A 23110-nucleotide genomic window follows, 5' to 3' on the forward strand; every position below is an offset into this window, starting at 1 on the left:
CTTAAAAATAACTATATCATGAAGAAACATAATTTTAGCGCAGGTCCGTGTGTATTACCAAAATCTGTAATGGAACAAGCTGCTGCTGCAGTATTAAACTTTGACGAAGGCTTATCTCTTTTAGAAATTTCGCATCGTAGCAAACCATTTGTAGATGTCATGGAAAACGCAAGGTCTTTAGCATTAGAGTTATTGGGTCTAGAAGGTAAAGGCTACAAAGCTTTGTTTCTTCAAGGTGGTGCAAGCACACAGTTTTTAATGGTTGCTTTAAATCTTTTGGAAAAGAGAGCTGGATATTTAAACACAGGAACTTGGGCAGATAAAGCTATTAAAGAAGCTAAAATATATGATGATATCTACGAAGTAGGTTCTTCTAAAAGTGCTAACTATAACTATATACCAAAGGGTTACGACATTCCTGAGGATTATGATTACTTCCACTGTACATCTAATAACACCATATTTGGAACACAGATGAAAAGTTTCCCTAACTCACCAATACCAATGGTATGTGATATGAGTAGTGATATCTTTTCGCGTCAATTAGATTTTTCACAATTTGATTTAATCTACGCTGGAGCACAAAAAAATATGGGTCCTGCTGGTACAACCTTAGTGGTTGTAAAAGAAGACATTCTAGGTAAAGTATCGCGTAAAATTCCTTCAATGATGGATTACAAAGTGCATATCAGTAAAGGCAGTATGTTTAATACTCCACCTGTATTTGCAGTTTATGTGTCTATGTTAACTATGCAATGGTTAAAAGATTTAGGTGGTATTAAAGCCATTGAAGAAGAAAACGAAAAGAAAGCTAGACTTATCTATTCTGAAATTGATTTAAATCCTTTATTCAAAGGTTACGCTGTAAAAGAAGACCGTTCTATTATGAATGCTACTTTTACTCTAGAAAACGAAAATTTAAAGGAAACTTTTGATGCCATGGTCAAAGAAGCAGGTATCAATGGTATTAATGGTCACAGAAGTGTTGGTGGTTATAGAGCATCAATGTACAATGCATTAACCCTAGATAGTGTTAAGGCACTTGTAGAAGTAATGAGCGAGCTAGAAAGTAAAGCATAAAACCCATCCTCAATCCTTCCCAAAGGGAAGGAAGACGAGACAGAAATGAAAAATAAATATTAACAATAAAATTGCCCGAACAGTTCCCTTTCCTTTAGAAAGGGTTAGGGATAGGAATATGAAAGTATTAGCAAACGATGGAGTTTCTCAAAGTGGTATTAACGCATTAGAAGCTGCAGGTTATGAAGTAATTACCACAACAGTAGCGCAAGAGCAATTAGAAAATTACATAAACGAAAATGAAATTTCGGTTTTATTAGTAAGAAGTGCTACCACAGTAAGAAAAAATATAATTGACAACTGCCCTAGCCTAAAAATTATAGGTCGTGGTGGTGTTGGTATGGATAATATTGATGTTGAATATGCACGTAGCAAAGGTTTACATGTAATTAATACTCCAGCAGCATCATCGCATTCTGTTGCAGAATTGGTATTTGGTCATTTTTATGGCTTAGCACGTTTTTTACACAACTCTAACAGAGATATGCCGTTAGAAGGTGATGCTAACTTTAAAGGTTTAAAGAAAGCTTACGCAAAAGGTACTGAGCTAAAAGGTAAAACTTTAGGTGTTTTAGGCTTTGGTCGTATTGGACAGGCTACAGCAAAAGTTGCTTTAGGTGCAGGAATGAAAGTTGTTGCCTTTGACCCTTTTATGGAGAAAGCAGATTTAGAGTTAGAATTCTTTGATGGACAGAAAGTTAATTTTGAAATTAAAACAATTTCTAAAGAAGAAGTCCTAAAACAAGCAGATTTCTTAACCTTACACGTACCAGCTCAAAAAGATTATGTTATTGATGAAGCTGAGTTTAACCTTATGAAAGATGGTGTCATTTTAGCTAATGCAGCTCGTGGTGGAGTTATAAATGAAGTGGCTTTAGTGAAAGCTATAGAAAGTGGAAAAGTTGCTAGAGCGGCTTTAGATGTTTTTGAAAAAGAACCAAAACCTGAAGTTCAGTTATTAATGAATCCTGCTTTATCGTTAACACCACATACAGGTGCAGCAACCAATGAAGCACAAGACAGAATTGGTACAGAACTGGCTGAACAGATAATTTCTATTCTTGGTTAGATTCCTGCCTATACAGGAATAACAGTTTTAAATGATTTTCATAATTAAAAATTTTTGAATAATCTTTTAAAAATGTGACCAAATCGAATAAAATGAGTCCTACTATTGTGGGACTTTTTTTGTACCTTGAAATGCTTAATTTTATTAATCTTAATTATATATAACAAATGGCAGGAATTTTAGACTTATTAAACAGTGATTTAGGAAAAACCATTATTAGCGGTGTTTCTGGTTCTACCGGAACTGATCAAAACAAAACAAGTAGTGTTTTAACTATGGCATTACCTGTACTTATGAAAGCTATGGAGCGTAATGCTTCTACTCCAGAAGGAGCTCAAGGTTTAATGGGTGCATTAAATAGCAAGCATGATGGTAGCATATTAGATAACCTTAGTGGTTTATTTGGTGGCGGAGTTGATGAGGAGGTTAAAACCGATGGCGATAAAATCCTTGGACATATCTTAGGTCAAAAAAAACAAGGTGTTGAGCAAATTATTGGTCAAAAAGCTGGTTTAGATGCTGGCTCTGTTGGAAATATCTTAAAAGTTGCTGCACCAATCTTAATGGGTGTTTTAGGTCAACAAGCTCGCCAAAACAATGTAAGCTCTCAAAGTGACTTAGGTGGTCTTCTAGGTGGATTACTTGGAGGTAGTGACACTAGAAATGAGCAAAGCTTCTTAGAAAAAATACTTGATGCAGATGGAGATGGAAGTGTTATTGATGATGTTGCAGGCATGGTACTTGGAGGAGCAAAGAAAAAAGGTGGTCTAGGTGGTCTTTTAGGAGGTCTATTTGGAAAATAAAATTCTTACCTATTTAACTATACAAGCAGTTCTTATGAGCTGCTTTTTTTATTGCATAATCTCTCGAATTAAGATTAGGTTTACTCAATCAAACATAACATTTACGCATTATCATTTTCATACTATTTAGATAATGATTTGGTTTGTAGTGTTAAATGAAAGCAAAATCAACACATAACAGTCAAATTTTTAATATCTTTAGTATTATGAAAAAGATTATCCCATTTATTATCCTTATTGCACTTATTGCTAGTTGTAAATCGTATAACAGCAGTCAAATCATAAATAATGGAAACGATAACAGCTTAGTAGAAAATGACACAGTTTCTATTAGCAGTGACGAATCAGATTACGAAATTATTATAATAGAACCAGGTTTTAATGCTTGGTTAGCAGGTACAGCACGACCTAGAGGATTTCATTCGCAACAATATTTAGAGTCACGAAATGCTATTTTGGTACAAGCTTGGAACCAGAGAAATTTACAACCACAACAGTATGACCCAAACCTATATGAGTTACGTATAGATTATGACACTCACACCGATTATGGCTACGAGGTTAATTACAAGCTTTATAACTATTTTCTATATTTTCAGATAAAATATAATCAACGTTTGTCTGCATTTGCTCCAAGAATTTAGCTTAAATTTGCAGCACTTTTAGAGTGCTATGGAAACATTTAAAAAACAATGGGAAATACAACACAATTGGCAGTTGATATTTCCCTTTTTAGGTTTAGTTGGTTTAGGGTATTCTGCTTTTAAGGTATCAAATGCTTTTTTAAAAGACTATAACATAAGTTATACAATTGTTGCTACAATTCCTGTTTTTTATAGCTTATTAAGACTCACCTTATTCATATTTAAGAAACTAGAAAAAAAATGGATATTAGACTATAAATGGGAAATGATTCGTGTATTTATAGTATTTGCCATTACAGGTTCTTCTTCTTTATTTATTGGTAAACCGATAATAAAACTTTTCGGAATTACTAAAGAAAACTTAAACCCTCCTGTTTATTGGTTTTTATATATTATTATTGGGCTCATATTTTATCAAATTCTATTATTGGCCTTTGGTTGGCTTTTTGGTCAATTCAAGTTTTTCTGGGAATTTGAAAAGAAAATGTTACGAAGATTTGGATTAAAACAGTTTATAGATTGAATTACAAAACACTATTGTCATCAATTTTTAAAACACTAGCTATTATACTCGTGCTGGCTGTTCTGTTACCTTCTGTAGTAAAGTTAACGCACGCCTTTAATCATCATACTCATGAGGTTTGTAATTCGGACTCAACACATCAAACTCACTTTCACGCATCTGACTTAGATTGTGATTTTTATAAGTTTAAATTATCCACACAGTATTACACTAAATTATCTCCAATAACCTTAGTGTCTATTAATAATAATTTTAAAATCACTGCTTCTCAATATGAGTTTGTTAGCGATTTTCAAAAACTACAAATAGCACTTAGAGGTCCTCCTCAATTGATTTAATAACACAAAGTTCAAACTTTTTTTAATTATTAAATCATTACAATGAATCGATTACTATTTATTGCATTGTGCTTATTTAGCGCAAGCATATATTCACAAAATATTATTAACGGAAACGTATTAGACAAAAACTCAAATACTCCGCTTCCATATATAAGCATATATCTTCCTGAATTAGAAACAGGAACAACAACCGATGAAAATGGCGAATTTTCATTAGAAATTACTAACGGAACTTTTAAAGTCATTGTTTCCGCAATTGGCTACGAAACAAAATCATTAATTATAACAACACCTCTAGAAGCGAAATTATCAATACTATTATCAGAATCTGCCATAGAAATGGAAGAAATAATAGTCTCTACACCTTTTCACAAATTGCAAAGTGAAAATGTGATGAAAGTTGAGCAGAAAAAGGTAAAGGAACTCAATGCGTCTGGTGCACCAACACTTGCAGAAGGCATAACAAACATTGCTGGTGTAGAAAGCATTAGTACTGGTAATAGCATAGGAAAACCTGTAATTAGAGGTTTAAGCTCTAATCGTGTGTTGGTTTACACACAAGGTGTACGACTAGAAAACCAACAGTATGGTGATGAGCACGGGTTAGGTATTAATGCTGCTGGTATAGAAAGTATAGAAGTTATAAAAGGACCTGCTTCTCTACTCTATGGAAGCGATGCGCTTGGTGGTGTGCTTTACTTAAATCCAGAGCGTTTTGCCGATATGAATACATCTGCAGCAGATGCCTCACTAAATTATTTTAGCAATACAAAAGGTTACTCCACAAATGCTGGTTATAAATCGTCTGCAAATGGTTTTAAATTCTTGTTTAGAGGTAGTTTAACAGAACATTCAGATTACGAAACAAAAAAGTACAACGTAACAAATACACGTTTTAGAGAACAGGATTTTAAAGCAGGTTTTGGGTATCAGGCTTCAAAATTTAAAACTGAGTTTCGTTATAATTTAAATAATGCTAAACTGGGTTTACCAGAAGAAATTGGTGAGCAATCTACCAACAGAACACCTCTACTACCATATCAAAATATTGATAACCATATTTTTAGTTCAAAATCAACACTGTTTTTTAAAAATTCTAGCTTAGATGTTGTCTTAGGTTACGTTTACAATAACAGGAAAGAGTTTGAAGAACATCACCATCATGACGAAGATGAAGATGAGGATGATCACGAAGACGAGCACGAAGAAGAAGAGCATGATGAGCACGATGAAGCGGCACTAAACATGAAACTAAAAACATTTAACTACAATGTAAAGTACAATTTACCAAAGCTTGGCAAGTTCGAAACCATTGTAGGTGTTCAAGGTATGAACCAAACAAATACTAATTATGGTGAGGAAGTATTAATACCAAATGCAACAACAAATGATTTTGGAGTTTTAGCTACATCACATATTCATTTTGAAGCTGTAGATGTTCAGTTAGGTGCACGGTACGATTATAGAACTATTGAAATTGAAAATTTTGCTGATAAAGATTTTAATGCTTTTAATGGTGCAATAGGATTTAAAACTAACATATTCAATAAAGTAACTGCAAGATTAAATTTAGCTTCGGGCTTTAGAGCTCCAAACTTAGCTGAACTAGGCTCTGATGGTACACACGAAGGCACTAACAGATATGAAATTGGAAATTTAGACCTAAAAAATGAACAAAATTTTCAAATCGACTTAGCTTTAGAGTATAAAAATGAACATTTAGAGTTGTACGCCAACGCTTTCTATAATAAGATTAATAACTATATCTTTTTAGCTCCAAATGGTGAGTTTATTGATGATGATCCTGTATTCTTATATCAACAAGAAAATGCAAATCTTTATGGAGGTGAATTGGGATTGCACTTACATCCGCATCCATTAGATTGGTTGCATTTTGAAAGTAGTTTTGAAACCGTTACTGGTAAACAAGACAATGATGAATACCTACCACTCATTCCTGCAAATTCTCTAACGAACACAGTTCGTGTAGAGCTTAATTCCAATATAATTAAAAAGAGTTATGCATTTGTAAAGTTGCGTTCAACTTTTGCACAAAACAATGTAAACACGTTTGAAACCACTAGCGATGCCTACAATTTATTAAGTGCTGGTATTGGTGGCACATTCAAGGTATTTAATAATGAGATGGATGTAATGCTTTCTGCAACAAATCTTTTAGATACTGAATATATACATCATTTATCCAGATTAAAACCAGATGGTATTCTAAATATGGGAAGAAATATAAATATTGGAATAACTTATAGTTTATAGAAAAAAAGCACTCAAATGAGTGCTTTTTTTATGTTTTAACAACAGGCTTCTCTTTTTTAAAAACATAAGTATATAACCACATTAATGTAAATGTTGGTATAACATCAAAACCTGGTAACGCCTCCTCTACAAAAGTTATGACTCCTGCAATTTTTCCTGTTCTCCCTGCATACAACTTAGTCATTAACCAAGCGGAAACAGGTGCCCAAATGACATCAGAAAATTCACCTATTCCTGGTATTAAAAATGATACAAAACCAAGCGCATCAAATAATAAGCCCAGTAAAAGTTTTTGGTATTTTTTCATTAATATTTTTTATTTAAGAATAAAGCAATAAGCATTCCAAAGCATAAATTTCTGACAGTTCGTCAAGTTATATCCTAATATCCAAGGGCTTTTTAACTTTTAATTAAGAGCGTCTATAGGCTTCAAAACTTAGTTTTGTAGTGTTAAAGTGTAACAAAAGCAATTTTTTTATGTCCTTAACACTATACTAACTATCATCAATCAATTATGTATTTCCGTTCAACCGCATTGATTCTATTGCTATTTTTTAATTGTAAAATTTGCAACTCACAAGACGCAGTACCTAAAGACAAAAAATCACTATCCATTGCTCGTACCGATATTGCACCCAAAATCGATGGTATCTTAGACGATGCCGCATGGCAAAATGCAGATGTAGCTACTAACTTTATTTCTTTTAGACCAGAAATTGGTGATACACGTCCACCAGAGGAACGAACGGAAATTAAAATGACCTACGATAACCAAGCTATCTATGTTGCTGCATATCTTTATGATGACCCTGCAAAGATTATGAAGCAGCTTACAAGTAGGGATAATTTTGGGCAAAATGATTTTTTAGGCATTATAATTAATCCAAATAATGATGCACAAAATGATACAGAGTTTTTCATTTTCAGTTCAGGTCAACAAGCAGATGCCATTGCAAACCCAACTATTGGTGAAGATTTTGGATGGAATGCCGTCTGGGAAAGCGCTGTAAAGATTGTAAATGATGGCTGGATAGTAGAAGTAAAAATCCCATATAGAGCTTTACGATTTGCAGACCAAGAAGAACCAACTTGGGGTTTACAATTTCATAGACAGTTTAGGAGAGAACGCTCACAATACACTTGGAATCCTGTTGACCCTACAAAAGGAAATATTGGGATTTACCACGGTGAATTAAAAGGATTAAAAGACATTAAACCACCTGTAAGGCTTAACCTCTACCCTTTTTCAACCGGAATAGTTAATAATTACGATGGCAATACAGATACAGATTTAACATTTGGTATGGATGTAAAATATGGACTTACAGATAATTTTACATTAGATGCTACACTTGTCCCAGATTTTAGCCAAGCTGGTTTTGATAACGTAACGCTAAACCTTGGTCCTTTTGAGCAGACATTTTCTGAGCAACGTCAATTTTTTACCGAAGGAGTCGATTTATTTTCTAAAGGCAATTTGTTCTTTTCTCGACGTGTTGGTAACAGACCAAGTGGTCGACTGAACTTAGCTGACGATGAAGTAGCCAATGTGCCACATGAGGTTAAGGTATTGAATGCTATAAAAGTTTCTGGGCGAACTAAAAAAGGTCTAGGTATCGGTATTTTTAATGCCATTACAGAAAAAACTGAAGCTACCATTACCAATACAACAACTAATGAAAAACGAAAAGAAGTTGTTGAGCCTTTTGCTAATTATAACATACTTGTTGTAGACCAACAATTTAATGGCAACTCATCAGTTAGTTTAATTAATACTAACGTTATGAGAGAAGGCAATTTTAGAGATGCTAATGTAACGGCATTAGTTGCCAATTTACAGAATAAACGCAACACTTATAGAATTATTGGTGAAGCAAAAATGAGTAATGTTAACCCTCAATTTGATGACAATGAAACAGGTTATAGTACATTCTTTTATATAGGAAAATCGCATGGTAATTTCCGTTATAGTTTTGATCACAGTTTTGCTGATACCAAGTACAATATAAATGACCTTGGTCTTATTTTTAGAAACAACTACAACAACTTTGGTGCAGATGTATCCTATAGGATTTTTGAACCTAAAGGAAACCTAAATAATTACAGTGTTAATGCTTACATTAATTATAAAAATCTTGCCAATCCAGGAACATATACTGGCACTAATTTTGGCGCAGAGTACAACGCGCAAAACAAAACTTTAAACAATTATGGAATTTGGTTAGATATAGAACCTGGTAAACAATACGATTATTTTGAATCTAGAGATGGCAGATATTTTATCTATGAAAATATTGTAAGTACAGGTGGTTATTACTCTTCAAACTATAATAAAAAATTTGCCTACGATGTTAATGCAAATATGTTCAAGATATTTGAAGATGGTAGAGATTTATTTGGATATAATTTATTCTTAAGTCCTAGGTTTAGATTTAACGATAAGTTTTTAATGGTGTATAGCGTAAATCTAAATGTATCTAATGGCTCAAGAGGCTATGCTACACGAATAGATGACCAACCTATATTTGGAGAGCGTAACCGCAAAGGATTAACCAATAGTATTTCTGCTAATTATACATTTAACCCATTTAATACAGTATCATTAACGTTTAGACATTATTGGGATACTGTAACTTACGATAATGAATTATTTACTTTATTAGATAATGGACGTTTAACTACAGCATCTGGTTATACGGTAGATACAATAGATAACAGCCCTAATATTAACTTTAGTACTTGGAATATAGATTTAAGCTACTCATGGCAATTTGCACCTGGAAGCTTCCTTACGGCTTTATACAGAAATCAATTGTTTAATTCCAATACAATGTCGATGGATAACTACTCAGAAAGTTTAAACACCCTTTTTGATCAACCAATGCAACATACACTATCTGTACGTTTACAATACTTTATAGATTTTAATGGTATTAAATCTGTCTTTAAACGTAACAAATCTGCTTCCTAACATTGTACATTAAAGCATTAAGTATTATTTTCACGCTTAATGAGCAAAACCATTATTTCAGCCAAGCAAATTAAGAAAGCCTACAAAGATCTTCAAGTCTTAAAAGGTGTAGATATAACTATTTCTGAAAGTGAAATAATCTCTATTGTTGGTGCTTCTGGAGCTGGTAAAACTACATTATTACAAATCTTAGGTACATTAGACAAACCTGATTATACAAAGGATACCGAGTTAATCATAAATGGCCAATCCATAAAATCGTTGAACGATAAAGCCTTGGCCAAATTCAGAAATAAAAACATAGGTTTTATATTTCAGTTTCATCAATTATTACCAGAATTTACAGCATTAGAAAATGTTTGCATTCCTGCTTTTATAAACAATACACCAAAAGCCGAAGCAGAAAATCGAGCTAAAGAACTACTCGATTATTTAGGGTTAAGTGAACGTATTCATCATAAACCAAACAGCATGTCTGGTGGTGAGCAGCAACGTGTTGCAGTAGCTAGAGCCTTGATTAATCAACCAAATATCATTTTTGCCGATGAACCTTCAGGAAATTTGGACAGTGAATCAGCCGAGCAACTTCATAAGTTATTCTTTAAGCTTAGGGACGAGTTTAAACAAACTTTCGTAGTTGTTACTCATAACGAAGAATTAGCTGATATGGCTGACCGAAAACTCTCTATGGTTGATGGAAAAATAGTGACTTAAACTTGTCAATTCTTATCGTTAACATAGCATTAAATGTTTGTTAATATCTGTTTAAGTTTTTATGGTTTTTAAAACCATAAATCATTATTTTCGCTATCCCTAAAAACATAATTAAATGACAGTGACGGAGTTCGAACCTATAATAGAAGTTTTAGAAGAAGCTTACGAAATTCCACATCTTAATGCTACAAGAAAAATCTCAGCATTATTACCACATGATTATTACGAAACAGACAAACGCTATCCAGTACTTTATTTACAGGATGGACAAAACTTGTTTAATCCTCTAGCTCCCTATGGAGATTGGGCTATTGACAAGTCTATGGCGAAATTGGCAGAGGAAGGTCTTGGTGATCTTATAATTATTGCCGTAGATCATGGTGATGATGAACGCATTAGCGAATACTTACCTTATTATCATCCACGTTTTGGAGAAGGCAAAGGCAACTTTTACATTCAGTTTATGATTGAAAGGCTAATCCCTTATATCAACAACCACTACAGAACCTTGACAGATTTTGAACATACTGGTATTGGTGGTAGCTCAATGGGAGGACTAATTAGTCTGCATGCAGGTCTTCAAAATCCAGGCGTATTTGGTAAAATGATGATTTTTTCACCAAGTCTTTGGATTTCAAAGACGATTTTTAATCACACGAAGACTTTTAAACCTCTTGAGAAATCAAAAATCTATCTTTACGCTGGTGGAAAAGAAAGTAATGAACACTTACCTAATGCCCAAAAGTTAGGAAGTATCATTACCGAGAGAATGATTAAAGGTTACCATATCGATTTTCACTTTTCTATTAACGAAGAAGGAAGCCACGCTGAAGTTCATTGGCGCGAAGAATTTCCAAAAGCCGTAAAATGGCTATATTTTAATTCATGATTATGACTTATAAGCACACTAAAACATTAGATAGATCAAAAGATTTCATTCTACCATGCAGAAAAGATCAACTTGATGCTATAAAAGATTTCTTACCAATTGATAAGCCAGATTTTGATGGTAGCTTTTCAACCTATCAATTACTTTATGGTAGTACTGGAAACAGAATTTATCTTTTAGGTTTAGGCGAAGAAAAACATAGTGTGCAACTAGAAAACACTTTTCAAAAGGTAGCTTTTGAGACAAAAAAATATTGGGACAAAACGATTCAAGTTTATGCCGAAGACCTAAATGAAGATGAAATTAGAAAAGCGGTTATTGGTCTAGAAATGGCTCAATATGAGATTGGTGAATTCAAATCTAAAAAAGAAAAATCAAAGCACACATCAGTAACGTTTGCTTCAAATAAATCCATTAAAAAGATTTTGGACGAAGGAAAATATACAGGTGAAACCATCAATAAAATAAAAGCTTTAGTAGATGCGCCACCAAATATTAAAACACCTGAGTTTTTAGGTAATTGGTCAGAGAAATCCTCAAAAGAAGCCAATTACAAATGCACGGTTTTAAAACACAAACAACTCGAAAAACAAGGTTTTGACGCTGTACTCTCTGTAGGTAAAGGCAGCGTGAATAAACCTGTAGTTATCATTAACGAGTACAACGGAAAATCGAGCAAAAAAGTAGATATTGCATTGGTCGGTAAAGGTATAACTTTCGATTCTGGTGGGCTTTCCATCAAACCCTCAACCAACTTGCATTACATGAAAAGTGATATGGGAGGTGCTGCAGTAGTTTTAGGAGTTGTGGAATTGGTAGCAAAACTGAAACTGAAAATTAATATTGTAGGCATTGTTTGTTCTGCCGAAAATGCTGTTGATGCTGAAAGCTATAGACCAGGTGATGTTATTAACTCCTACTCTGGCAAAACCATTGAAATTATTGATACTGATGCAGAAGGTCGTTTGGTTTTAGCAGATGGATTAAGTTATGCTGTAAAGAAAATAAAACCCGAATATCTTATCGATTTAGCCACCTTAACAGGAAGTGTAGTACGAACTTTAGGTTACTATGCAGCCGGAATGTTTACTAATAACGAAAACATGGCAAAGACAACTTCTGACCTAGGTTATAAAGTTCACGAGCGTGTGTGGCCACTACCAATGTTCGAGGATTACGAAAGTGATTTACATAGTGATGTTGCAGATATTAGAAACTTTAGTGGAAATCCGTTAGCCGGAGCAACAAATGCAGCTAAATTTTTAGAAGCTTTTACCGAAGACCATAAAAATTGGATGCATCTAGACATTGCTGGAGTTTCTTTTGGTTCTTCACCTTATGCAAAAATGAAAAGTGCTTCAGGTTATGGAATTCAATTAATCACTGAATTTATTAAGTCTAAAGCTTCAAAGTAATTTTAGTTTTTGTAAATTGATTGTTATTATATTTATAACCAATCAACTGTAATTACTATGGCTAATCGACCACTAAATTTTCTTTGTATTTCTACCTATTTTAAAGGTCAAGATTTTCTTAAAAGCTGTAAGGCCGAAGGCAATAATGTCTATTTACTAACAAAGAAAAAATTAGAACACGATCCATGGCCATGGGAAAGCATTGACGATGCATATTATATTGAAGAATGGAATCAGAATGATGTCACCAAAGGTATAGCTTATAAATTTAGAACCATAAAGTTCGATCGCTTTGTAGCGCTTGATGATTTTGATGTAGAAAAGGTAGCACTCTTACGTGAGCATTTTAGAATGCCAGGTATGGGAAGAACAACAGCACATTACTTTAGGGATAAACTCGCCATGCGTGTTAAAGCTAAAGAAGAAGGTGTTAATGTCCCTGAGTTTACAGACCTTTTCAACAACGACACCATTAATGCTTATGCGGATAAAGTGAGCCCTCCTTGGTTAATAAAGCCAAGAATGGAAGCTTCGGCAACAGGAATTAAAAAAATACATAGTAAAGACGAATTGTGGCAGGTTGTCAATGACTTAGGTGATGAGCGCGACAATTATTTAGTAGAAAAGTTTGCTCCTGGTGATGTTTATCATGTCGATGGTCTTAATGTGGATGGAAAAGTAGCTTTCTCTAGAGTTAGTAAATATCTGGACACACCTTTTGAAGTTGCTCATGGTGGTGGAATTTTTAGGTCTGCAAGTTCAGAAATTGGTTCTAAGGTTGAAAAAGGTTTACAAAAAATGAATGCTGATGTCATGAAAGCCTTTGGAATGCAATTCGGTGCTTCGCATACAGAATTTATTCAATCTAAAGCCACAGGAGAATTGTATTTCCTTGAAACTTCTTCTCGTGTTGGCGGAGCTAATTTAGCCGAAATGGTAGAATACGCTTCTGGTGTGAATCTTTGGGCCGAATGGGCAAAAATTGAAACCGCTAATCTTAGAGGTAAAAAATACAAACTTCCGAAAATTAACAATCAATATGCTGGTATTGTGGTGTCTTTAAGTCGCTTTGAACATCCTGACACTTCAAGTTTTACTGACAAAGAAATTGTTTGGAAAATGGACAAAGCTTGGCATATTGGCTTAATTGTAGTTTCAGATTCCAGCGAACGTGTTTTAGAGTTGTTAGATTTATATACACAACGTATTGGTAAAGAATTCCATGCGAGTTTGCCTGCGCCTGACAAGTCGGAATAAGGTTGTTTGGTTCTAGCTGTTAGCTTTGAGACTATCCCTCAAAAAAACCAGTACTACCACCAACCCAAGTTTTATCCTTGTTATACTTTACACCAACCATTTCACCTTTGCTTAGACGTATAAGGTTACTTACAATTTCGGTTTTGTTGGTTTTAGAGTTGTGGAGCATCATCATTCTAATTTCACATTTTGCTGGCACATCCATGGTTTCAATAACAGGTGCATACGCTACTTTTTCCTGTAATAAGTAGTTAGATTTGTTAGTGATCCTATCAATCATTTCTCGCGTAACATGTATCTGCACTCCAGCACCAGCAAAGGAATACAACGGTTTTAAAACGTAATTTTCTAAATCGGTTGGAATTTCTTCTAACTTATCTAAATAGTACGATTTTGGCACATAATCACCCTTTAACAAAGGCATAGTATATTTACTTATTCTGTAAAACCAATTGGGATGACCAATCCATTCTGCATCAATTTCATCTTGAAAACTAAATTCGGTTTTAAGGTCTGTACGTTGGTGTAGTTCATCAAAAATAATACGGTTGTATATTTTTAAAACTTCTACTTCTGCTCCATTATCATCTAAATAAAAGAGTGTTTTTCCTCTTTTCTTAAGTTGGGTTATGCACAACACTTTGATGCCGAGTTTTGCTGCTGTAGCATAAAAATCTATAGCTGTAGCTTGTTGGTCTGGTTCAATCTCTAACAAAATTACTTGTTTAGGATCTGTGTCTCCAACTATTTCACGTTTTAAAAGTTCCACATATTCATCAGTGGTCATACCATTTAAATGCTGTGAAAAATCTTTTGGAATTGATTCACCAAAATACTCACGATACTTGCTACCTAACAATTCCTGAAAAAAATACAATGATGGAAATCCTTGTAATTCAATAAGTTTAGGCACAAGGCTCTCATTAGCATCTTTACAAATTCCGAAATCTAACTGTATGAATTTTGAATGCTCATCTTCATTGGGAACAATAGTATTCTCGTCGAAAAAAGCACCATCAGTAAGTTTTTTAAAGTTAGGTTTGTTAATAATACTCATGATGTCCTCACAAGCTTCAACCAACTTTGTTTTCAATTCCTTTGGAATAAAAACAGGAGTTTCAGCAATCTTAAATGGCACCTTATAATTATATGAGGTATTAACATCAGCTAGTAAGGCTTGATATTTTTCTTCAGAATAATTAGAATTATATGTCTTACGATGGTTATATATCATCTTTAAAAATTATGACATTATGGGTTGCTTTCTCTGCTTTAACGCATTTTTTATAAATCCTGGCAAAATGGTTTCATAGGTCATAACCAACTTATCTGGATCATCAACTCTATCCATCATTTGGTTATATTTTTTTTCACCAAAACTTTCTATCACTACTTTTTTGTTTTCTTCGAGCTTAAAGTAGGCTTCCATACTTACAGGATCTGCTTCTGGATGAAACTGTGTACCCACAAATTCTTCAGAAAAACGAACAGCCATAATAGCACGCTCTAACTCTACATGAGTTCTAATTTTTTCTAAACTTAATATGGTGGCACCATGCTTTTTAAAGACCGTTAATTTTGGTTGTATTAATTGCCAATCTCTAGAATCAACTGCATAAAACGGATCGTTTAAGTCTTTTAAAATAAGGTCGTTATGTCCTTTTTTGGTTTTATGCACGCGCAAAATCCCAAAGGAAGTGCTTCGTCTTGGTTTTAGTTCACCTAGTTGAAAATAATCGCAAATAACCTGAAACGAATAGCATATAAAAAACACATGTTTCTTTTGATCCTTTGAGGTAGTTTTATTGAAATCCCAAAGGTTTTGCATTAACTTCAAATACGGTTGTCTCCAGGCTTCCTCTTCTAATGGACTTCCTGGACCACCACTTGAAATATAAATATCGTAAGTCGTATCTGGAATTTCACCCTTAGTCCTTACGTCATAAATTTTGTAGTCAATATCACTATGAAATGTTTGAACAATTTCTGAAATACAGCGTAACCCTTGATTGGGTTCGCCATTATTCATATCTAAAATAGCCAATTTCACTTTTTCTTTCATCATATTTTAGTAGGTTAATCAATATCTAAAGTCGTTTGTTCTACAATGTAATCTACTACTTTAGTGAGGTCTTGTGTTTTATTAAATATTTCTAATTGACGATCTGCTCCTGTGCCGTTCTTCATCATGTTTTTAACATTCTCAACTTCATTTCTAGAGCCAAGATCATCTACGACATCGTCAATAAAATCGAGTAATTCTTGCATTAATACTTTGGTATCAACTTCGATTTGTTTACCAAAATCTATCATTTTACCATCTAATCCATAACGACTCGCTCTCCATTTATTTTCGTTGATAAGTGCTCTATGGTACGTAATGAAATTTAAATTCTGGGTTTTTAACTTATAAAGTTTAGCAACCAATGCTTGTATTAACGCAGCAATGCTCAAAGTTTCCTCATAGGTCATTGGTACATCGCAAATGCGAACTTCTAATGTTGGAAAAACAGGATGGATACGAATATCCCACCAAATTTTCTTAGGGTTATCAATACAGTTGGTCTTTACCAAAGTATCAATATAGTTAGTGTACTGCGCATAGTTATCAAAAATACCAGGAATTCCTGTTCTTGGAAATTTATCAAACACCTTAGATCTAAAGGATTTAAAGCCTGTGTTTCTACCTTCCCAAAATGGTGAATTGGTTGATAAAGCATACAAATGCGGTAAAAAATAGCGCATTGCATTGGTAATATGAAGTGCTAAGTCCCTATCTGCAATCCCAACGTGTACATGTAATCCAAAAATTAAATTAGAACGAGCAGTATCTTGCAATTCGTTAATAATTTGATCATAACGAGGATTTGGTGTCAACAATTGTTTTTGCCACGCAGAAAATGGATGTGTACCAGCTGCTCCAATATTAAATCCTAAATCATTAGCTATACTAGATATTGATTTACGAAGATGTTTTATCTCCTTTCTAGCGTCTGTAATGTTATGGCAGATATTGGTACCAACTTCTACTACAGCTTGATGCATTTCTGCCTTAACTTGCTCACCCAATACTTTGGCAGCCTCTACAACAATTTTTTGGTCATGAGATACAAGCTCTCTCGTTTCTGGACAGATAACTTGATATTCTTCTTCAATACCTAATGTAAACTCCATATTTTATGAATGGTTCATTTAAAACTAACTATTTTAACCCATTAGGTTATACCTCTACTTCTTTGTAGATTTTGACTTCATCGCCGTTTTTTTGGCTGGAGCTTTTTTAGTCGCTGCTTTTGTCGCTGTTGTTTTCTTGCTTGCTACCGTTTTAGCTTTAGCTGCTGGCTTTTTTGCCGCTACCTTAGTTGCTGTAGTTTTTTTACTTGCAACTGTTTTAGTCGGAGCCTTTTTTACTGTTGCTTTCTTGGCTACAGCTTTTTTGGCAGGAGCTTTTTTAACCGCTGCTTTTGGTGCTGCAATTTGATCTTTTACAAAAGTTCCCCAAGTAAGGTTCATTTTACCTTTTTTGTATTGTTTTGCTTTTTCAATAGCCATATTAGCAGCATTCTCAACAATCCAATCAAAATTTTCCTGTCCTACAGAATGAATATCTGCATCTGGCGCAGGATTACAAAAATCAATAGCATAAGGTACACCATCTCTAACCGCAAACTCTACGGTATTGAAATCGTAACCCAAAGCTTTATTTAGTTTGATACAGTAGTTTTCTACTAAATCTAATATTTTCTTATCCACAGGTGGTCCGTCAATAACATATCTTAAATGATGTGGATTTCGAGGTTCATATTGCATAATATGTACATTGTCTGTACCTAATACATAACATCTGAAATATTCCGTGAAATTAATTTCTTCCTGAAGCATCATTACTAGATTTTCAGTTTCACCATGCTTTGCCCATAAATCATCAGGATTTTCAACACGATAAACACTTTTCCATCCTCCACCATCATGTGGTTTCATATAGGCAGGAAAGCCTATAGTATCAAACATTTTTTCCCAATTAAAAGGAAATTTCATGTTTCTAAAAGAATTTTCATCTGTATCTGGCGGACGATGCGATGTCGGCAAAATGAATGTTTTAGGAACTGGCACTCCAATAGATTCAGCCAATGCATTGTTAAAAAACTTTTCATCTGCACTCCACCAAAATGGGTTGTTGATTACAGCAGTACCAGTAATAGCAGCATTTTTAAGATATGCTCTATAGAATGGTACATCTTGGGAAATTCTGTCAATAATTACAGCATATTCATCAGATTTTGCTTGTTCAACAGCATCAATAGATACAGCTTCAGCAATCATATCCTTAATACCTTGCTGCTTAATTTTTTCATTTACACGATCGATAAATGCCCAAGGAAAGGTGTTTTCTTGCCCAAATAATATTCCTATTTTTCTCATAATATTTTAGTTAGTTGATAGTTGCTTGTTTTTGATTTTAAAGTTTAGATAAATAATGTGGAAACATTTGTTTCCATATTGGCCAATCGTGTTCTGCCCATTTACGCTCATCATACCAAAAAGGTATGTTTTTATCTGATAATATTTTGGCTAACCTCTTGTTTGCATCCAAACAGATATCCCATTCTCCTACTCCAAGAACAATCTTCATATTCCATAAATCTGGATGATTAGAGTCTGGTAAGTAATCTACAGGATTATTAAAATAAACATTATCGTCGTAATGACCATCTACAAAAGATTTTATATCAAACGAGCCACTCATGCTAAACATATGGCTTACGCGTTCTGGATGTCTGAATGCAAAGTTAGCAGCTTGGTAGCCACCAAAACTAGGTCCTGCCACACATACCTTTTGCAATCCTTTTTCATGGCATATTTTATTTACAAGTTCGTTCATTACAAACTCATCATACCATGCGTGGTTTTTAGCACGGTCTGCAGGATGAATATTCTTATTATACCAACTTAATTCATTAATACTATCTGGACAGTAAATTTGCACCAAGCCTTGCTCTACAAACCATCTTACAGATTCTACAAGTCCCATATCTCTACATTCATTGTGTTTGCCCATCGTAGTTGGGAATAAAATCACAGGATAGCCTGCATGGCCAAAAACAAGCATTTCTATATCCTTGCTAAGTGTTGGTGAATACCATTTGAAATGTTCTTCTTTCAATACTTTAATTATTAGTTGGTTAATTTAAGATTTAAGTATGCAAAATTATACTATTCCATTCAATCTGTGCAAGTTATTACAGCAAATACAGACTTAATTTAAGGAATATTATTAACTATATCGTTTTCGGAACAAAAAAATTAAATAGGCAGCTTTAAAAAATTGAAAATCACTGTTTTTTGATGGGATTGTTTTATGATTTTTTGGAGTATTTTGTTATGCTAAAAGATTGAGTTTCCTAGTAGAAGTTTAGTCATATTGAGTTATGCACGTTATTTGAGTAGTTGTTTTACTCATTTTTAAATTCAGTTAGTAACTCTTTTTCAATTTTAGATAGATATTCTTTATCAATAATTGTAATTCGAACCTTATATTCATGGTGCAGTTTTGTTATACCCAAGAAAGAATCTTTGTCTTTTTCATAAGGTTCAAGAATTTGTTCTTCAATGATTAATTTAATTTCTTGATTTCCAGTTTTAAATCCATTTATACCAAAAAATGGATTTAAAGTTCCATTGCTAAAAGTATCAATTTTGATTTTTGAATTTTGATATTGGTTTGTCACAATTACCGATAATAAATACTCATGATTTGGTTTTTTATTCCGCTTATATTTAGTAATCCTTCCAATATGCTTTCCAAGAGATATTGTATCAGGTATCTTAAATTCAAATAAATCAGTTTGCTTTGTTAAAGCATTAATTTTAGTTTTCTCATCAGTCTTTTTCTTTTTTATCTGGCTACAAGAAAATAAGAAAAAAATTAATAAAATAAGATTAAAAATCTTTCTCACGAATATTCCTTTTAATTACACACAATTTTAATAATACAAGTCCTATTACAACAACTTATACCAACCCTCAAGCAAAGTTAGTTTTTAGAAGTCATAAAGCCAATACGTTCTTTATTTTAACGCTTCATAACTTATTAACGTTCATACTTTAAAACTATTAAAATAAAAGCCAATTTTCAATTCTAAAAGACTAACAAAATCAGTAATTTTGCAATGCTATAAAATTTAGATTTCTTATGACTTACAGAATAGAAAAAGACACTATGGGCGAGGTTAGAGTACCTGCCGATAAACTTTGGGGAGCGCAAACAGAACGTTCTCGTAATAATTTTAAAATTGGTGCACCTGCATCTATGCCTTTAGAGGTAGTTTATGGTTTTGCATACCTTAAAAAGGCTGCAGCCTATACCAATTGTGAGCTTGGTGTATTAACAAAAGAAAAAAGAGACTTAATAGCACAGGTTTGCGATGAAATTTTGGAAGGCAAACACGATGACCAATTTCCTTTAGTCATTTGGCAAACAGGTTCTGGTACGCAAAGTAACATGAATGTTAATGAAGTAATTGCTAACCGCGCACACCAAATTGCCGGACATGTTATTGGTGAAGGAGAAAAGACAATTCAACCAAACGATGATGTCAATAAGTCGCAGTCTTCAAATGACACCTTCCCTACTGGTATGCATATTGCAGCCTATAAAAAAGTGGTAGAAACTACGATTCCTGGTGTTATTCAATTGCGTAATACTTTACATAAAAAATCTATTGAATTTAATACTGTTGTAAAGATTGGTCGTACGCATTTAATGGATGCTACTCCACTGACTCTTGGTCAAGAATTTTCTGGTTATGTATCGCAATTAGATCATGGATTAAAAGCCTTACAATCTACATTATCGCATCTTAGTCAATTAGCATTAGGCGGTACTGCTGTAGGAACAGGACTTAACACACCAGAAGGTTACGATGTTTTAGTTGCAAAATACATTGCAGAATTTACAGACTTACCATTTGTAACCGCAGAAAATAAATTTGAAGCTTTAGCAGCACATGATGCTATTGTAGAAACGCATGGAGCATTAAAGCAACTTGCTGTTGCTCTTAATAAGATTGCCAATGATATAAGAATGATGGCTTCTGGTCCACGTTCTGGAATTGGAGAAATTATTATTCCTGCAAACGAACCTGGAAGTTCTATTATGCCAGGAAAAGTAAATCCAACACAATGCGAAGCTTTAACGATGGTTTGCGCACAGGTTATGGGTAATGACGTAGCAGTTACCGTTGGTGGTACTCAAGGTCATTATGAACTTAATGTTTTTAAGCCTATGATGGCTGCTAATATTTTACAATCTGCACAATTAATAGGTGACGCTTGTGTGAGTTTTGATGAAAATTGTGCTGTAGGTATTGAACCTAACCACCAAGTCATTAAACAATTGTTGAACAATTCATTAATGTTGGTTACTGCTCTTAATACCAAAATCGGATATTATAAAGCTGCAGAAATCGCCAATACAGCACATAAAAACGGAACAACTCTAAAAGAAGAAGCAATTAACCTAGGTTATGTTTCTGCTGAAGATTATGATGAATGGGTAAAACCAGAAGACATGGTTGGTAGTTTAAAATAGCGACAAAATGCTATTTTTTATCGATAAAATACGTAATTCGAATATAATTGATATCTTAGTACTTAATAAAAACTAAAACTATGAAAAAAACTTTACTCGCTTTATTTTCAATATTTTTCCTTATCAATTTGACAAATTCTCAAACAGTTTGGGAAAAATCAATGACAAATATTGATGATGCAACCGGTAACAACCCATATACAATTGCATCAGACTTTATAGATGGCGATGGCAATTTAGATATTTTAGTTGGTACTGATACCGATCATATCTTAGTATGGTACAAAGGTAATGGTGACGGAACATTTGTAGAACAACCTGCTATTACTAATACCTTAGTCAATATTGTTGGAATAAAGCTCTTTGATGTAAATAATGATACTTATAAGGATATCATTGCAGTAGGTTTTGGTAATTACACAGGTAGTTATGGAGCAAACTCAAAACTTGTGTGGTTTACAAATGATGGCTCAGGGAATTTTGGCGCAGAACAGTTAATTACTGATGCTTATTCTGGTATGAGCGGACTCTTTATTGGAACTATAGATTCTGGTAGCACACCTGATATTGCTGTAACAGCTTTAGTTGACAACCACGTTTTATGGTTTTCTAATGACGGCTCTGGAAACTTTACTAGTCCCACAACAATTGACAATACACTTTCTTCACCAGGCGTTATAAACATGAAAGACATTGATAGTGATGGTGATTTAGATGCTGTGATAGCGACAGCAGCCTATAGTGGTGATGTAATTGAAATTTTTAGAAATGACTTGATTCCTGGAGGTACTGTAGCTTTTACAAAAGATGCAACGTCTGTTGCAACAGGAAAAGTAGGTATTTTCAATGCTAACTTTGTGGATTTAGATGGTGATTCAAATTTAGATATACTTGCAACCGAAATTTCCTGTGGATTTTGTTCTCCATCAACTGGGAATTTGTATTGGTATGAAGATAATGGCGCAGGATTTACCGAAATAGCTTTTAATCCTTCATCTAGTAATCCATCAGTCGCACAGGTTAAAGATGTAGACAATGACAATATAGATGATATCGTTCTAAGCCACGGTGCTTTAGCTGGTTCTATTGATTTAGTTTGGTATAAAAATAACGGAAGTGGAAGTTTTGGACCAGAACAAACTATTGATAACACACTAGAACAAGTTTTTGTTTACAATATTGCAGATTATGACAATGATGGAGATTTAGACATTGCAAGCTGTGAATATGGTTCTGACTCACTAGCATATATTGAAAATAAATACGAAACTCTAGAAATAAATGATTTTGATAAAACCGGAATTAAGATTTTTCCAAATCCAACAAAAGATTTTCTGAATTTTGAAGGTTTTAATACGGCATCAATCCAAGTATCTATCTATGATATTTTAGGGAAACGTGTGGCACAAAAAACCTTAAATAATGGTGAAGCCCTTAATGTTTCTGAATTATCAAATGGAATTTATACTTTAAAAATAAATAATGAATTAACTTCAAAATTCATCAAAGAGTAAATTTCTCAACAATAAAATAGTATCA

General features: G+C 33.6%; 20 protein-coding genes and 1 pseudogene. 14 read left to right on the forward strand and 7 right to left on the reverse strand.

Features of this window, described 5'->3' with window-relative positions; translation table 11 throughout:
• Window positions 1–18 precede the first annotated feature (18 nt).
• The 7 genes from serC to ACFFGA_RS14375 all read left to right on the forward strand — a co-directional run bounded on the left by serC (window position 19) and on the right by ACFFGA_RS14375 (window position 6734).
• Complete coding sequence (serC, locus tag ACFFGA_RS14345) at window positions 19–1080, forward strand: 3-phosphoserine/phosphohydroxythreonine transaminase (RefSeq protein WP_386065019.1); 1062 nt, start codon at window positions 19–21, stop codon at window positions 1078–1080.
• 118 nt (window positions 1081–1198) lie between these two features.
• Entirely contained in the window at window positions 1199–2149 is a 951-nt protein-coding gene (locus ACFFGA_RS14350) for a D-2-hydroxyacid dehydrogenase (protein WP_386065020.1), read from the forward strand.
• A 167-nt stretch (window positions 2150–2316) separates the two neighbouring features.
• Window positions 2317–2952 (forward strand): DUF937 domain-containing protein, encoded by a 636-nt coding sequence (locus ACFFGA_RS14355; RefSeq protein WP_386065021.1) that lies wholly within the window; start codon window positions 2317–2319, stop codon window positions 2950–2952.
• 206 nt (window positions 2953–3158) lie between these two features.
• Window positions 3159–3596, forward strand: a complete 438-nt coding sequence (locus ACFFGA_RS14360) for a DUF6146 family protein (RefSeq protein ID WP_386065022.1) — start codon at window positions 3159–3161, stop codon at window positions 3594–3596.
• A 28-nt stretch (window positions 3597–3624) separates the two neighbouring features.
• Entirely contained in the window at window positions 3625–4119 is a 495-nt protein-coding gene (locus tag ACFFGA_RS14365) for a DUF6787 family protein (RefSeq protein WP_386065023.1), read from the forward strand.
• Entirely contained in the window at window positions 4116–4457 is a 342-nt protein-coding gene (locus ACFFGA_RS14370; protein ID WP_386065024.1) for a hypothetical protein, read from the forward strand. The genes ACFFGA_RS14365 and ACFFGA_RS14370 overlap by 4 nt, the downstream gene beginning before the upstream one ends.
• Window positions 4458–4499: 42 nt before the next feature.
• Complete coding sequence (locus tag ACFFGA_RS14375; RefSeq protein WP_386065025.1) at window positions 4500–6734, forward strand: TonB-dependent receptor; 2235 nt, start codon at window positions 4500–4502, stop codon at window positions 6732–6734.
• Between the two features lie 28 nt (window positions 6735–6762).
• On the opposite strand, the gene ACFFGA_RS14380 is transcribed toward ACFFGA_RS14375, so the two are convergent.
• Window positions 6763–7041: a hypothetical protein gene (locus ACFFGA_RS14380; protein ID WP_386065026.1), complete on the reverse strand. Its 279-nt coding sequence runs from the start codon at window positions 7039–7041 to the stop codon at window positions 6763–6765.
• A 207-nt stretch (window positions 7042–7248) separates the two neighbouring features.
• On the opposite strand from ACFFGA_RS14380, the gene ACFFGA_RS14385 reads away from it, so the two are divergent.
• The 5 genes from ACFFGA_RS14385 to ACFFGA_RS14405 all read left to right on the forward strand — a co-directional run bounded on the left by ACFFGA_RS14385 (window position 7249) and on the right by ACFFGA_RS14405 (window position 13980).
• Window positions 7249–9705, forward strand: a complete 2457-nt coding sequence (locus ACFFGA_RS14385) for a DUF5916 domain-containing protein (RefSeq protein WP_386065027.1) — start codon at window positions 7249–7251, stop codon at window positions 9703–9705.
• Between the two features lie 51 nt (window positions 9706–9756).
• Entirely contained in the window at window positions 9757–10419 is a 663-nt protein-coding gene (locus ACFFGA_RS14390) for an ABC transporter ATP-binding protein (RefSeq protein ID WP_386065188.1), read from the forward strand.
• Between the two features lie 115 nt (window positions 10420–10534).
• Window positions 10535–11308, forward strand: a complete 774-nt coding sequence (locus ACFFGA_RS14395; protein WP_386065028.1) for an alpha/beta hydrolase — start codon at window positions 10535–10537, stop codon at window positions 11306–11308.
• A 2-nt stretch (window positions 11309–11310) separates the two neighbouring features.
• Window positions 11311–12723, forward strand: a complete 1413-nt coding sequence (locus ACFFGA_RS14400) for a leucyl aminopeptidase family protein (protein ID WP_386065029.1) — start codon at window positions 11311–11313, stop codon at window positions 12721–12723.
• A 57-nt stretch (window positions 12724–12780) separates the two neighbouring features.
• The gene (locus tag ACFFGA_RS14405; RefSeq protein WP_386065030.1) at window positions 12781–13980 is read left to right on the forward strand and encodes an ATP-grasp domain-containing protein; all 1200 of its coding nucleotides are present in this window, start codon (window positions 12781–12783) and stop codon (window positions 13978–13980) included.
• Window positions 13981–14011: 31 nt separating this feature from the next.
• Here ACFFGA_RS14405 and ACFFGA_RS14410 read toward each other — a convergent pair whose 3' ends face one another.
• The 6 genes and pseudogenes from ACFFGA_RS14410 to ACFFGA_RS14435 all read right to left on the reverse strand — a co-directional run bounded on the left by ACFFGA_RS14410 (window position 14012) and on the right by ACFFGA_RS14435 (window position 19937).
• A complete protein-coding gene (locus ACFFGA_RS14410; RefSeq protein WP_386065031.1) occupies window positions 14012–15214 on the reverse strand; it encodes a hypothetical protein in 1203 nt (400 codons plus the stop codon).
• Between the two features lie 9 nt (window positions 15215–15223).
• Entirely contained in the window at window positions 15224–16045 is an 822-nt protein-coding gene (locus ACFFGA_RS14415; RefSeq protein ID WP_386065032.1) for a type 1 glutamine amidotransferase, read from the reverse strand.
• An 11-nt stretch (window positions 16046–16056) separates the two neighbouring features.
• Window positions 16057–17154 (reverse strand): carboxylate-amine ligase, encoded by a 1098-nt coding sequence (locus ACFFGA_RS14420; protein WP_386065033.1) that lies wholly within the window; start codon window positions 17152–17154, stop codon window positions 16057–16059.
• A gap of 297 nt (window positions 17155–17451) precedes the next feature.
• Window positions 17452–18405: pseudogene (locus ACFFGA_RS14425) on the reverse strand (ATP-grasp domain-containing protein); the annotation flags it as partial.
• Window positions 18406–18439: 34 nt separating this feature from the next.
• Window positions 18440–19144 carry an esterase family protein gene (locus tag ACFFGA_RS14430; RefSeq protein WP_386065034.1) on the reverse strand — a complete coding sequence of 235 codons (705 nt, stop codon included), beginning with the start codon at window positions 19142–19144 and terminating at the stop codon, window positions 18440–18442.
• A gap of 289 nt (window positions 19145–19433) precedes the next feature.
• Window positions 19434–19937 (reverse strand): hypothetical protein, encoded by a 504-nt coding sequence (locus ACFFGA_RS14435; protein ID WP_386065035.1) that lies wholly within the window; start codon window positions 19935–19937, stop codon window positions 19434–19436.
• 236 nt (window positions 19938–20173) lie between these two features.
• On the opposite strand from ACFFGA_RS14435, the gene fumC reads away from it, so the two are divergent.
• A complete protein-coding gene (gene fumC / locus ACFFGA_RS14440) occupies window positions 20174–21571 on the forward strand; it encodes a class II fumarate hydratase (protein ID WP_386065036.1) in 1398 nt (465 codons plus the stop codon).
• A gap of 80 nt (window positions 21572–21651) precedes the next feature.
• The gene (locus ACFFGA_RS14445; RefSeq protein ID WP_386065037.1) at window positions 21652–23085 is read left to right on the forward strand and encodes a T9SS type A sorting domain-containing protein; all 1434 of its coding nucleotides are present in this window, start codon (window positions 21652–21654) and stop codon (window positions 23083–23085) included.
• Window positions 23086–23110 lie beyond the last annotated feature (25 nt).

It is taken from the genome of Winogradskyella pulchriflava (assembly GCF_042434315.1).
GTDB classification, from domain to species: Bacteria; Bacteroidota; Bacteroidia; order Flavobacteriales; family Flavobacteriaceae; genus Winogradskyella; species Winogradskyella pulchriflava.

What these genes read in the sequence shown, in the direction of transcription:
- ACFFGA_RS14400 (WP_386065029.1), top strand. Translation starts at nt 11,311, where the DNA reads ATGACTTATAAGCACACTAAAACATTAGATAGATCAAAAGATTTCATT.
- ACFFGA_RS14360 (WP_386065022.1), top strand. Translation starts at nt 3,159, where the DNA reads ATGAAAAAGATTATCCCATTTATTATCCTTATTGCACTTATTGCTAGT.
- ACFFGA_RS14395 (WP_386065028.1), top strand. Translation starts at nt 10,535, where the DNA reads ATGACAGTGACGGAGTTCGAACCTATAATAGAAGTTTTAGAAGAAGCT.
- ACFFGA_RS14365 (WP_386065023.1), top strand. Translation starts at nt 3,625, where the DNA reads ATGGAAACATTTAAAAAACAATGGGAAATACAACACAATTGGCAGTTG.
- ACFFGA_RS14355 (WP_386065021.1), top strand. Translation starts at nt 2,317, where the DNA reads ATGGCAGGAATTTTAGACTTATTAAACAGTGATTTAGGAAAAACCATT.
- ACFFGA_RS14385 (WP_386065027.1), top strand. Translation starts at nt 7,249, where the DNA reads ATGTATTTCCGTTCAACCGCATTGATTCTATTGCTATTTTTTAATTGT.
- ACFFGA_RS14380 (WP_386065026.1), bottom strand. Translation starts at nt 7,041, where the DNA reads ATGAAAAAATACCAAAAACTTTTACTGGGCTTATTATTTGATGCGCTT.
- serC (WP_386065019.1), top strand. Translation starts at nt 19, where the DNA reads ATGAAGAAACATAATTTTAGCGCAGGTCCGTGTGTATTACCAAAATCT.
- ACFFGA_RS14410 (WP_386065031.1), bottom strand. Translation starts at nt 15,214, where the DNA reads ATGATATATAACCATCGTAAGACATATAATTCTAATTATTCTGAAGAA.
- fumC (WP_386065036.1), top strand. Translation starts at nt 20,174, where the DNA reads ATGACTTACAGAATAGAAAAAGACACTATGGGCGAGGTTAGAGTACCT.
- ACFFGA_RS14415 (WP_386065032.1), bottom strand. Translation starts at nt 16,045, where the DNA reads ATGATGAAAGAAAAAGTGAAATTGGCTATTTTAGATATGAATAATGGC.
- ACFFGA_RS14445 (WP_386065037.1), top strand. Translation starts at nt 21,652, where the DNA reads ATGAAAAAAACTTTACTCGCTTTATTTTCAATATTTTTCCTTATCAAT.
- ACFFGA_RS14405 (WP_386065030.1), top strand. Translation starts at nt 12,781, where the DNA reads ATGGCTAATCGACCACTAAATTTTCTTTGTATTTCTACCTATTTTAAA.
- ACFFGA_RS14350 (WP_386065020.1), top strand. Translation starts at nt 1,199, where the DNA reads ATGAAAGTATTAGCAAACGATGGAGTTTCTCAAAGTGGTATTAACGCA.
- ACFFGA_RS14375 (WP_386065025.1), top strand. Translation starts at nt 4,500, where the DNA reads ATGAATCGATTACTATTTATTGCATTGTGCTTATTTAGCGCAAGCATA.
- ACFFGA_RS14420 (WP_386065033.1), bottom strand. Translation starts at nt 17,154, where the DNA reads ATGGAGTTTACATTAGGTATTGAAGAAGAATATCAAGTTATCTGTCCA.